Origin of the sequence: Aeromonas sp. 604443 (genome assembly GCF_049170315.1) — a bacterium.
Lineage (GTDB): Bacteria > Pseudomonadota > Gammaproteobacteria > Enterobacterales > Aeromonadaceae > Aeromonas > Aeromonas veronii_A.
The window spans coordinates 80,559-93,037 of record NZ_JAAKMI010000014.1 but is presented as its reverse complement, the minus strand read 5'-3'; the positions used below and the strand labels follow the sequence as shown (position 1 = coordinate 93,037).

Genomic DNA, 12,479 nt, shown 5'->3' with positions numbered 1-12,479 from the left:
AGCAAACCAGCGGTGATCAGTGCTCGCGAGTCTGGCGGAACTCGACGTCCGGGTGGCGCTCCTGGGCCAGGCGCAGGTTGACCATGGTCGGTGCGATATAGGTGAGGTTGTCACCGCCATCGAGGGCCAGGTTGACCTCGTTCTTGCGCTTGAACTCTTCGAACTTCTTGACGTCGGTCCCTTCCACCCAGCGGGCGGTGGAGACGTTGACCGCCTCGTAGATGGCCTCGACGTTGTACTCGCTCTTCAGACGAGAAACCACCACGTCAAACTGCAGCACACCGACCGCACCGACGATGAGATCGTTGCTGATCAGCGGACGGAACACCTGTACCGCCCCCTCTTCGGAGAGCTGGACCAACCCCTTGAGCAGCTGCTTCTGCTTGAGCGGATCGCGCAGGCGGATGCGGCGGAACAGTTCCGGTGCGAAGTTCGGGATACCGGTGAACTTGAGATCCTCACCCTGGGTGAAGGTGTCGCCGATCTGGATGGTACCGTGGTTGTGCAGACCGATGATGTCACCGGCGAAGGCGTCTTCCGCCTGTTCACGGTCACCGGCCATAAAGGTCACGGCGTCGGAGATGTTCACATCCTTGCCGATACGCACGTGGCGCATCTTCATGCCCTTGGAATAGGTGCCTGACACGATACGCATAAAAGCGATACGGTCACGGTGTTTCGGATCCATGTTTGCCTGGATCTTGAACACGAAGCCGGAGAACTTCTCCTCGGTCGCCACCACTTCGCGGCTCTCGGCCTTGCGCGGCATGGGAGACGGCGCCCAGTCGGTCAGGCCATCCAGCATGTGGTCAACACCGAAGTTGCCAAGCGCAGTACCGAAGAAGACCGGGGTCATCTCGCCAGCGATAAAGGCATCGTGATCGAACTCGGGGGAGGCGCCCTGCACCAGCTCCAGCTCGTCGCGCAGTTGCTGGGCCAGATCTTCGCCGACGGCGGCATCCAGATCCGGGTTGTTCAGCCCCTTGACCACCCGCTTCTCCTGGATGGTGTGGCCCTGACCGCTCTGATAGAGATAGGTCTCGTCCTTGTAGAGGTGATAGACCCCCTTGAAGGATTTACCGCAGCCGATGGGCCAGGTGATGGGGGCGCACATGATCTTCAGCTCGCGCTCCACCTCATCCATCACTTCCATCGGGTCACGCACTTCACGGTCCAGCTTGTTCATGAAGGTGAGGATGGGAGTATCACGCAGGCGGGTCACTTCCATCAGCTTGCGGGTCCGGTCTTCAACACCCTTGGCGGCGTCGATGACCATCAGGCAGCAGTCGACCGCCGTCAGGGTACGGTAGGTATCTTCAGAGAAGTCCTCGTGGCCCGGGGTGTCGAGCAGGTTGACCAGACAATCGGCATAGGGAAACTGCATCACCGAGGTGGTGATGGAGATACCACGCTGCTTCTCCATCTCCATCCAGTCGGATTTGGCGTGCTGGCCCGAGCCACGGCCCTTGACGGTACCGGCGCGCTGAATGGCCTGTCCGAACAGCAGGACTTTCTCGGTGATGGTGGTTTTACCCGCATCCGGGTGCGAAATGATCGCAAAAGTGCGTCTCTTGGAGACTTCACTCAGAAATTCAGCTGACATAATTCAACGTTCTTCTATTGAGCGGTGGCATCGGCCACCGTGGGAATAAATCCGGAATGCCGCTCACGGCACATGTATACGCAACGAAAGCCACGCCAGCTGGCGTTTTGCCAACCTGGTGGAGAGAGGGAGGAGGGTTGCGTTACATGGGTCTTCTCGCCTGAGTCAAAGCAAAATTGCGCGACATTATACCCGCGCGAGTGAAAAATACCCAGTCCGTCAGTCGTCTGTTTCCACCCGGTTGCGCCCGGCCCCTTTTGCCCGGTAGAGAGCCTCATCCGCACGCCGGATCAACGCGGCCAGATCCTGATCATCATCGCGCTGGCAGGCACACCCGATGCTGATGGTCACCGGATGGGACAAACCGGGCAACGCCCGTTGGCCGACCCTGGCGCGGATCCGCTCAGCCAAACGGGACGCCTCCTCCAGCCCCGTCTCCGGCAGCAGTGCCAAAAACTCCTCTCCACCGGTACGGCCCAGCAGATCCTGCTGCCGCAACTCTCTTGCCACCATTCTGGATACCCACTGCAGTACCCGATCTCCCTGATGATGACCCAGCGAATCGTTGATCCGCTTGAAGTGATCGATATCAAAAAGCAGCAGAGAAAAGGGCATTCGCTGCCTGCGGGCCAGCTCAAAGTGCTCGCGCCCATCCACCAGCACCCGACGCCGGTTATCGATGCCGGTCAGCTCATCGGTAAAGGCCAACCGATGCATCCGACGATTGCGCTCCAGCAACCACCTCATCGTCAGCAGAGCCACTCCACCGCAGAGCACCATCACCACCAGCAACCAGAAGCGACGCTCCTTGATCTGCGCCAGCTCCTGCCGCTGCAACTGCTGCTCGACCCGCAACCGCTTGTTCTCTTCCGCCTGGCGGGTCAGTTCAAACTGGCCGCGCACCCAGGCTGTACTCTGCTCTCGCTGCATCTGGTCGAGGCGCTGCTCTTGCACCAAATGATCCCGCAAGGCCGCCAGCGCAGCCGGATAGTCCCCTTGCAGCTCGAATGCTTCGCTGCGCACTGCGTAGAGATCCATCAGGTAACGAGTGTGCCCCTCAGCCTTCAGGATCGGTTCAATCTTCGCCAGTGCGCTCAAGGCCGGGGCCGGATCCCGCATTTTCACCTGCAGTTTGGCCATTACCAGCTCGAGATGGGCGTGGAGGATAGGATCAACTTCAGGGGTGAGCACGCCTGCTGCCTGCGCCAGCAAGCGTCCGGCCTGCTCCAGGCGCGCCAGACCGAGCAGAGCCTCCGCCAGCATCACTTGACGATCCGCATGTTCAATCCGGTACTCGGGTTGTTGCAAAAAGGCGAGACTACGTTCGAGCTCCTGCTGCGCTTCCTGATAGCGCCCCGTCTCCAGATAGACCAGAGCCAGCTGCTCTCTCATCCTGGCCAAACCGAACCCGTCATGGTTGTGGGCAAAGTGTTCATGCAACCGGTTCAGGGTAGTGAGAGCCTCGGCATAGAGACCCATGCGGCGAAACGCGGCGGCAATCTCGAGCTGCGCCCGGTTATACCAGGTGGTCAATCCCAACCGTTCGTAGATGTCGTGCGCCCTAGTGAGATCCACCAGCCCCTGCCCTGACGCCCCCTGAAACGACAACATGGCTCCCCGGTGGGACAGCGCCAGCGCCTCCAGCTTGAGCACAGCGGCCTCCCCTGCCAACCGCAGCCCCTCATCATAATCCCGACGGGCTTGTGCCACCTCGCCGAGCAGCTGATTGAACCAGCCACGACAGATGAGCAACTCGGCAATGGCTGCGTCATCTCCCCGTTGTTGAGCCAGCACCAGTTGGCTATCGGCATACGCAATCGCACGGCGAGACGCCTGGATGTCATCGGCAGATTGGGCCCAGCAAGCCAGACGACTGATCCGCATCAGCTGGGACGGTGGATAGTCGCTGCCATCCCGCAGCAAGCGAGCAACGCGCTCCCGCAGCAACTCGATAGGCTGATGGACCTGCTCCATCTCCTCCAGTTCATTTTCCAACTGCTCGGGGGACAAGGGTCTGGCTGCCAGCCCGAATACCGCCAGCAACAGCAGCAAGGCAAGTCGGCTCATAAACACTCCGGATGAATGGGGAAAGAGCAGCAGGCGACCCGATACCGGAAAATCACCCTGTAACAACGGCTGTAAAGGCTACCGCAAGGAGAGAGGACTTGAATGGGTTTCATCTCACATTTTACAGCAATATCATAACGTTGGAATGAGGAGGGGGATACAGAGCGAAAGAGGGGGCTGGCTCCCTCCCGGTAACTAATGATGCTGCCAGCGCCGCAGTAGCCGGCCGCGCAGACCGCAATCGAGCAGCCAGCTGTTGTCAAAGACACGCAACAGTGCCGGTTTGGCGTGCCGGGACATGGCCACTGCGTGAAAGCGGGTCTGGCGCTGGCGATAGCGGTTCATCTGCTCGAGCAAGGCATGGGGCAGACTCTGAGCGATAAAGTCCGAGATAACCAGCACATCCGCCTTGGCAAAAGCGGGCTCATCGAGTTTGACCAGCGCCTTCTCCAGACAAGGCACCAGATCGGTACCACCGTGAAAGCTCATGGAGAGGAAGCGCTCCGCCTTGTCCAGTCCGGTATCGGCGGTGATCTCAAGGGTCGCCACCTCGGTAGAGAAGAGCATCAGGTAGCAACCGCGCTTCTCATCCATCGCCACCTTGAGCAGCGCAAGAAAGAGTGCCTTGGCACACTCCTCGGGATAGCCCCCCATGGAGCCGGAGGTATCGACACAGACGATAAAGGGGCCCCGCTGCTGCAACTGCTGCCCCCCCTGCTCCGGGGTGCGCAGCATAATGCGCTGGCGCGGCAAGGTGCCGCGTGACTGGTAACTGAGCAGGCGCCGCTCCAGATAGCGGCGGTAGAACTCCAGCTCCAGCTCCGGCAGCCCCAGCATCACCGCCTCGCTTGGCAGTAGCCGCATCAGGTCGCTCGCCTGGTGGATGCCCACCAGGTCGTCCGGCACATCGTCGCTGGGGGCGGGCTCCAGCTCCAGCACCTGAACCGGTGGCACCGGCTGCTCCTGCGCCCGGCGATCCCGCTCGCTGCGCCCGAGAAGAGCGGCAATCTCCGCCAGCAAGGGCTCGCGCTGCAACATACGGGCGTATTGCTTGACCAGCACCAGACTGCGTTTGTGCCAGTGCCCCTGCGCCAGATCCCAAAGACCACCGGCTGAGATCTGGTTCGGATCGAGGGCATCGGCCAGGGTGCGGCTCGCCAGCAGCTGATCTTCAATCTCCTGACGCTGCTTCTCCCGCTCCGCCTCGGCGATCTGCTGCTGCAGTTGCAGCAGGCTCCCCACCAGACTGGCACGCCACTTGTCGATAAAGAGCTGGCGCAGCCCCTCGGTGGGGTGAGCCATCAGCTGGCGAACCAGCGAACGGGCCTCACCGGCAAAGGGGCTGTAGTGATCCAGCGACTCCAGCAGGGCGGGCAGGCGACCAATCAGCTCGGTCATCGGCAACTGCCGGTGCGCCTGATAGAGCAGGTACTCCTGCTCCAGCGCCACCGGCACCGGCTTGTGACGGATCTCCTCGCCAAGCTGCTCACCCCAGCTCTGCAGGCGCTTTTTCAGCAGCTTGCCCTGCAGCGGGGAGCGTTTGATAAATTCGGAGATCTTAGGCGACGCAGCAAGCAAAAGTGCCACCTCCCCTGCCAGCTCCCCTTCACCGATCAGGAGCCCCAGATCCAACATGCCAATCTCAAGCATGAGCGATCCTTACTCGTCCAGCCTTGGCAACCGCTCGCGCCACTGTGTCAGCTCGCCGCGCAGCAGTTCAAGATCCCGGCTCAGCACGAAGAAGCTGTCCTCCACCTGTTGCAGCCAGCGCTGGGCAATAAAGAGGTGCTGCCGATGACGATCGAACAGAGTACGCTGCTGTTTAAGCTCCAGTACCACCTTGCCAACCTGGGCAAGCAGCTCATCAAGCGCTTGCAGCCAGGGCGCCAGCACCACCTCGGGGATGGCGTTGCGCTCCATCAATACCAGCGGGATCTGCTGGCGCTGGATATCGAGCACCTGCAGGCGCAGCTCATCGTCAAGTACCAGCTCGTAGTGTCCCTCTTTCGGGTTGCCATATTGATAACCCACCAGCGCCTCGCCGGTCGGATGCCAATGGGAAAGCAGGGTACGATCGAACACCAGGGTGCTGGTGAGACGCTCGGGATCGCTGCCATCCAGCGGGGCCGGGGTGAGCAGATGGAAGTGCACCTGCTTGCCAAAGGGTCTGGCGTTGGCGAGCGGGATCTCGATCCCCCTCGCCCGTCTGCCAAACCACTGCTTGCGCTTGCGCGCCTTGCAGCAGAGACGCTGGGCCACGCCCTGTTTGAGCTGTTTGAATTGATCCCGCAGGGCAAGCAGCTGGCGGGTCAAGGCCAGTTGCTGATAACCGTAGAGACGGGAGAACTCGGTCATCATCTCCAGCAGGGCGGTGCGGGACTCCTCGTCGTGCCAGAGACAATCCTTGAACAGCAGCAGATCTACCGGTGCGACCTCATCGCGGCCATTGAAGAAGGCGCTCGCCTTGATGAGCCGTACCGCCTTCTTCCAGCGGCGATCCGACACATAACAGCGATGGGCCAGCTGGCTGTCTAGCTGCTGGCGCAGCTGATAGATAAGTTCGAAACAGGCATCCGGCAGGCGCACCTGCTCAATCTGGCTCTGCCACTGCTCGTACTCATCCCCCCGGATCTGCAGGGATTCCGGCAGATTCTGGTGGGCGTGACCGTCGCTGGCCAGCATGGATTGAAAGTTGGCTTTCTCCTGCACCCGGTCCATCCAGATCCGCACCAGCATCCGGTCGTAGAGCGCTTCCAGCCCGCTGTCCGGCGCCGGCAGCTCGTTGGAGGCGGTCACCAGCAGCCGCATGGGGATGGGATGCTGGCTATCACCATTGCGGAACTGCCGTTCGTTGATGGCGGTGAGCAGGGTGTTGAGAATGGCGGGACCCGCCTTCCAGATCTCGTCGAGGAACACCACCTCAGCCTCCGGCAGATAGCCGGCAGTGAGGCGCAGGTATTTGCCATCCTCTTTCAGCGCCTGAATGGAGAGGGGGCCAAATACCTCCTCCGGTGTGCTGAAACGGGTCATCAGATATTCAAAGTGGCGGGCGTCGTGAAAGGCCAGCTTGAGGCGACGGGCAATCAGACTCTTGGCGATACCGGGTGGCCCCAGCAAGAAGACACTCTCGCCACTGAGGGCTGCCAGCAGACCGAGGCGCAGGGCATCCTGCCGTTCATAAAGCCCCTCACCGAGGGCTGCCAGCAGCCGGGGCAGGCGCTCCTGGATGGGAATAAGACGCGCAGGGTTCTGGGCTTGAGCTAAAGACGACATAGAGAGTGTTCCGAAGCTGGGATGATGTTAGCCCCAAGGCGCGATATCCATTTGCTCGACCTTGGGTTTTGTCTTGTTATGATGTTTATTCTGGTATCTCTTGCCGCACAATACCCGCCTCTGGCAGGAAAAAACGCAAAGGCAGTGCGATACCGTATCGGCAGCGTGCTGCGCCCATGCATAGCCAGTGTCGTGATGGCACCATGCCCGCATGCGCCAGATGATGCGTTGCAAAGGGTGCAGCAAAAGCGGTTCGAGTGTACCCTGCGCAACACAATTTTCCCCAACGCAGATCAAGAGTGAGTCGCCCCAGATGCAAGATTCCGTTCGTCAGAGCATGTTGGCCCGCATGGGCATTCAAAGCTGGCAACTGCGTCGTCCGGCATTGCTGGGTGCAGATCTCGTACCCGAGCTTGCGCAAGATGCCGTGCAGCCCGACCAGACAGCACCGGCCACCCGCGCTCCGCTGCCCAGCGGCAAACTCTGGTTGCTGGCGCCTCAGCTGCCTGCCACCACGCTGCTGGCGGATATCTGCCAGCTGCTCGGCATGACCCCCGACGAGGTCTCACTGCTCAGCGAGCTGCCGCCTGCCGATCTGCAAACGGCGGATGCCTCACCGCTGCTCTGGCTGACGGAGGCCAACCCGGAACGACCCGATGCGTTGATCTGTCCGCTGGCCCCCAGTGCCGCACAAAAGCGCGCCCTGTGGCAACAACTACGCCGACACCTGGCGAACAGTACGGCATGATCATGCCTTCAACGCCCTCTTGGAAGCCGCTCTTTTTACCTGATTTTACAAAAGTCGTCTTTGCCAACCCCGACATCCTCCACCCAGTCACCCGGAGTCAACATGCCTGAGTTTCGCCCCCTGCTCGAAGCCGATTTCGACCTTGTCTATCCCATAGAGCAGGCCGCCCACAAGGAGCCCTGGAGCCAGGCCAACCTGCTATCCTGCTTCGGTCCTCGCTATCTCAACGGCTTGATGCTGGTCGATGGTCGCCCGGCCGGCTTCTATATCTCGGATCTGGTGGCCGGAGACAGCTCGCTGATGAATATCTGTGTCCACCCCGAATTTCAGGGCAAGGGGTTGGGACGGACACTGCTGCAAGCCTACCTGACTCGCAGCAAACAAGCCGGGGCAGAGGCCTGGTTTCTCGAGGTGCGGGCAGGCAACCAGACCGCCATCAACCTCTACGAGAGCGCCGGCTTTGCCGAGTATTGCCGCCGCGCCGACTACTACGGCACCGGCAATGATCGGGAAGATGCGGTACTGATGTCCCGCCTGTTCGACTTCAGCTGATCCCGCCTCAATCGAGGGGGGCGTTATCCATCGCCGGATCCTGCAAGGAGAGAGTGGTGTGAACCACCGCCCCGAATCCGGCGGCGGAAAGCGGCATATAGAAGCCCCGCAGCCAGGTTTTCCCCGGCATCCAGATCTGCTGTATATCCACCACTATCTTGATCGGTTTGAGGGGTTGACCCGGCTGCTGGATATAGATGCCGGGCGGTGTGGCCACCTTGGGAAAACGGCGCAGGATCTGTTCACTACCATCCCCCTTGCCCGGATTGAGCCGCACCTTGACCAATCGGCTCAACGGCACTCTCATCTCTTCACTGCGCCAGAAGCGTTCGTTCAATGCCTTGCAGCGACGGCACTTGGGGGTCTCCAGCACATAGAGCAGCGGATAGCCCAGCGCCAATGCCTGCTGTTGGGCCTGCTGGTATCCCTCCGCCCCTTCATACCAGGGATTCGCAGGCTGCTGTGTCTTGCCCAGAAAGTACCAGGTCGCCCCGCCCCCCACCATCATGAGCCCGATCACGGCCAATGCCCCTTTCATCCATAGATTCATATCGTTAACTCTCCCTTTGCTCCTTTGCAGTATCGGCCACTCTGCACAAAGGAAGAGCTATTTGCACTCTTTGTGATCCAAGACAAACAGCGAACACTTGTAAGCTGTAATCTTGGAGTTTAAACTCTAGCCCGATTTTTAGTGCCCTTGCAGGCGTACAACTGTAATTAAAGGATGTTTAACTGATGCCGAAGCTTCATCTGGTTCGACTGATGCGTGAACGTATTGCCCAGCTTGGCAACAAGGCTGCCCTGCGGGTTCAGCAAGATGGCCAGTGGCGCGCCATCGGCTGGCGTACTCTGGGCCAGGCCATGGACTACTGCGCACAGGCGCTGATCCGTGCCGGCCACCAGCCAACCGAAATGGTCGGCATCTATGCCCGCAACATGCCGGAGTGGACCCAGGCCGATCTCGGCATCCTTGCCGCCCGCGGCGTCAGCGTCCCTATCTACCCCACCAGCACACTCGATCAGCTGCGCTACATCGTCAAAGATGCCGGCATCAAGGTACTGTTCGTTGGCGAACAACCCCAGTTCGATCAGGCGCTGACCCTGCTGCAAAACGGCGAAATTCGTCAGATCGTCGCTCTCGATGGCAACGTCAATCTGCGCGGCTGCAAGCAGGCGAGCCACTTCCAGACATTTCTGGTCTCCGGCAACCATCAGCCCAGCGAGCAGGAACTGCGAGTACGGGAAACCCAGTACCGGATGGATGATCTGCTGACCCTGATCTACACCTCCGGCACCACAGGCGAGCCCAAGGGGGTCATGCTCGACTTCAGCAACATCGCCGCCTGTTTCGAGATGCACAACAGCCGCCTCGACCTCAATCAGCAGGATGTGTCGCTCTGCATGCTGCCGCTCAGCCACGTGTTTGAGCGGGCCTGGAGCTACTACGTGCTCTACTGCGGTGCCGAGAACGTCTATATCCGCGATCCACAGAAGGTGATGGATGTGATTGGCGAGGTGCAGCCGACCGTAATGTGCGCCGTGCCGCGCCTCTACGAGAAGGCCTACGCCATGATCCAGGCCAAAGTTGCTCAGGCTCCGGCTCTGCGCCGCGCCCTGTTTGGCTGGGCGACCAAGGTCGGCAAGCAGATGGTTGCCACCCGTCAGGCGGGCAAGTCCGCCTCCCCGCTGCTCTATGGCCAGCTCTGGCTCGCCGAGCGACTGGTGTTTCGCAAGCTGCGCGCCCGCTTCGGCGGCCGCACCCGCTTCCTGCCAGTGGCGGGCGCCCGCCTGGCCGACGATGTGAACCTCTTCTTCCAGGCGATGGGGCTCAACCTCAAGTACGGCTACGGCATGACCGAGACCACCGCCACCGTCTGCTGCTACGAGGATAGCCAGTTCAAGTTGGGCTCCATCGGCACGGCACTGAACGGCATCGAAGTGAAGCTGGGTGAGAACAACGAGCTGCTGGTGCGTTCCCCCACCGTAATGCGCGGCTACTACAACAAGCCGGACGCCACCGCCGAAGTGATGACCGAAGATGGCTTCCTGCGTACCGGCGATGCCGGTGAGCTCGATAGCCAGGGCAATATCTACTTCACCGAGCGCCTCAAGGAGCTGATGAAGACCTCCAACGGCAAGTACGTAGCACCGCAGCTGGTGGAAGGGACCATCGGCAAGGATCGCTTTATCGAGCAGATCGCCATCGTCGCCGATGCCCGCCACTTCGTCTCGGCGCTGATCGTCCCCTGTTTCGAGTCGCTTGAGGAGTACGCCCGCTCCATCAACCTGCAGTACCAGTGCAAGACCGAGCTGCTGCGCCACTCCCGGGTGATGGAGTTCTTCGAGGCCCGCATCGCCGACTTGCAAAAAGAGCTGGCCAAGTTCGAGCAGGTGAAGAAGTTCACCCTGCTGCCGAGCGCCTTCTCCATGGAGCTGGGTGAACTGACCCCCACCATGAAGCTGCGCCGCAAGATCATCGAGGCAAAATACCAGAGCGAAATCGAGGCCATGTATAACCACGTCTGATATCGCTCAGGTTCAGAGAAATCAAAAAGCCGCTCACTCGAGCGGCTTTTTGTTGGCACCTTGGTTGGTATGAACCAGCCTTCAGGCCGTGGGGGCACTGGTTCCGAAGTAGTCGGCCAGGAAGTCATCGAACGACAGGCTGTCGCTGCGCTCGCGTTCGCGCTGCTTGGCCAGCGAATCCTTCGCCTCACCGGCAAAGTAGGCTTCATCCCAGTATTGCAGCTCCCCTGCCAGCAGCTCCTCCCGATAGCGGGTAGCCAGCTTGTCGCCATAGCAGCCGTTGTCCTTGCCGCTCTCCAGCAACTCCCTGAGCATGCGGGCGGAGTAGGTGAGCTCGGGGTCGAGCAGCTTCTCGCGGTGCATCGCCAGCGTCTCGCGATAGCGGTTGCGGCCACAGCAGCGATCCAGCAGGTCGGCCACCTGAGCCAGCTCGTCAAACAGTTTGAGGCCGTACTCTTTGAGGCCAATGGCATTGCCCTGCTCATCTTCCAGCGTCAGGCCGGGACGACGCCCTTCCAGCACCACCTTGTTCTGGTTGCGGCGGTTGCGGGCAATCTCTTCGTCACTCAGCACCGGAGAGGGGCGCAGCAGGCACCAGACCAGGAACAGATCGAAGAAGCGGATCTGATCCGCATCGATGCCGAGCGGGGTGAAGGGGTTGACGTCCACGGTACGCAGCTCGATGTATTCGATGCCGCGCTGATCCAGCGCATCCGAAGGCTTCTCGCCGCTGCGCGGAGTACGCTTGGGGCGGATCGGGGCGTAGAGCTCATTCTCCAGCTGCAACACGTTGTCGTTGAGCTGACGATACTCCCCATCCACCTTGACCCCGATCTTGGCAAAGTCGGGATTGTGGGTGTTAATGGCGCGGCGCAGGCTGCTGACATAGGCCGGCAGATTGTCGTGGCTGATCTTGAGCCCAGCCTGGGCGCTGTTGGTATAGCCAAGATCGGAGAGACGCAGCGCGGTGGCGTAAGGCAGATAGAGGGTGCCCTTGCCGGTCTTCTCGAACGGCAGGTTGCTCTTGCGCCCTTTGAGGAAGGATTCGCAGATGGCCGGGGAGGCGCCGAACAGATAGGGCACCAGCCAGCCGAAGCGGTAGACGTTGCGAATAAGCCCCATGTACTTGTCGGAGATAAAGCGCTGGCTACAGCACCCTTCGCACACCAGATCCTGCCACTCGCTCCAGAAGCTGTCGGGCATGGAGAAGTTGAAGTGCACCCCGGCGATCACCTGCATCAGGCTGCCGTAGCGGTTCTTCAAGCCCTGACGGTAGAGAGTCTTCATCTTGCCGATGTTGGAGCTGCCGTACTGGGCCAGCCGGATGCTCTCTTCCCCACCGACGAAGCAGGGCATGGAGAGCGGCCAAATCCGCTCGTCACCCAGATGCTGAATCACATGGTGATGGATATCGCCGAGCTGCTCCATCAGGCTATCGATGGAGTCGGTGGCCGGGGTGATGAACTCCAGCAGGCTCTCCGAGTAGTCGGTGGTGATATTGGGATGGGTCAGGGCCGAGCCCAGCGCCCGGGGATGGTCACTCTGGGCGAGTCGGCCATCCGGCGTGATGCGCAGGCATTCACGTTCGATCCCGCGCCGGATCCCCTTGAGCGCGGTCAGGCGCTCCGGTGATCCCAACGCATTCAGCAACTCGGTGAGCGACAAGCTTGTTGTAGTCATATTCACGGCTCATGTGAGGCCGCCCCATCC

Annotated in this window: 9 protein-coding genes; 3 read left to right on the top strand and 6 right to left on the bottom strand. The window is 60.7% G+C overall.

Annotated elements, in window-relative coordinates:
• Positions 1 to 16: 16 nt before the first annotated feature.
• The 4 genes from prfC to G5380_RS17130 form a co-directional block, all read right to left on the bottom strand.
• A complete protein-coding gene (prfC, locus tag G5380_RS17145) occupies positions 17 to 1,603 on the bottom strand; it encodes a peptide chain release factor 3 (RefSeq protein ID WP_005340517.1) in 1,587 nt (528 codons plus the stop codon).
• A 219-nt stretch (positions 1,604 to 1,822) separates the two neighbouring features.
• Positions 1,823 to 3,670 carry a tetratricopeptide repeat-containing diguanylate cyclase gene (locus G5380_RS17140; protein ID WP_319919484.1) on the bottom strand — a complete coding sequence of 616 codons (1,848 nt, stop codon included), beginning with the start codon at positions 3,668 to 3,670 and terminating at the stop codon, positions 1,823 to 1,825.
• Between the two features lie 195 nt (positions 3,671 to 3,865).
• On the bottom strand, positions 3,866 to 5,320 hold the full coding sequence (gene viaA / locus G5380_RS17135) for an ATPase RavA stimulator ViaA (protein ID WP_216952886.1): 1,455 nt from the start codon (positions 5,318 to 5,320) through the stop codon (positions 3,866 to 3,868).
• Positions 5,321 to 5,329: 9 nt separating this feature from the next.
• A complete protein-coding gene (locus G5380_RS17130; RefSeq protein ID WP_227341929.1) occupies positions 5,330 to 6,943 on the bottom strand; it encodes an ATPase RavA domain-containing protein in 1,614 nt (537 codons plus the stop codon).
• 313 nt (positions 6,944 to 7,256) lie between these two features.
• Between G5380_RS17130 and G5380_RS17125 the strand changes: the two genes are divergently transcribed.
• Together G5380_RS17125 and rimI are read left to right on the top strand one after the other, a co-directional pair.
• Positions 7,257 to 7,691 (top strand): DNA polymerase III subunit psi, encoded by a 435-nt coding sequence (locus G5380_RS17125; protein WP_421352932.1) that lies wholly within the window; start codon positions 7,257 to 7,259, stop codon positions 7,689 to 7,691.
• A gap of 102 nt (positions 7,692 to 7,793) precedes the next feature.
• Positions 7,794 to 8,243 carry a ribosomal protein S18-alanine N-acetyltransferase gene (gene rimI / locus G5380_RS17120; RefSeq protein ID WP_216952883.1) on the top strand — a complete coding sequence of 150 codons (450 nt, stop codon included), beginning with the start codon at positions 7,794 to 7,796 and terminating at the stop codon, positions 8,241 to 8,243.
• A 7-nt stretch (positions 8,244 to 8,250) separates the two neighbouring features.
• On the opposite strand, the gene G5380_RS17115 is transcribed toward rimI, so the two are convergent.
• The gene (locus G5380_RS17115) at positions 8,251 to 8,751 is read right to left on the bottom strand and encodes a hypothetical protein (protein ID WP_421352936.1); all 501 of its coding nucleotides are present in this window, start codon (positions 8,749 to 8,751) and stop codon (positions 8,251 to 8,253) included.
• Positions 8,752 to 8,978: 227 nt separating this feature from the next.
• Here G5380_RS17115 and G5380_RS17110 point away from each other — a divergent pair, with 227 nt between their 5' ends.
• A complete protein-coding gene (locus G5380_RS17110) occupies positions 8,979 to 10,769 on the top strand; it encodes an AMP-dependent synthetase/ligase (protein WP_421352931.1) in 1,791 nt (596 codons plus the stop codon).
• Between the two features lie 81 nt (positions 10,770 to 10,850).
• Here the strand turns inward: G5380_RS17110 and gshA are convergent, their stop codons facing one another.
• Entirely contained in the window at positions 10,851 to 12,449 is a 1,599-nt protein-coding gene (gshA, locus tag G5380_RS17105; protein ID WP_421352930.1) for a glutamate--cysteine ligase, read from the bottom strand.
• Positions 12,450 to 12,479: the final 30 nt, after the last annotated feature.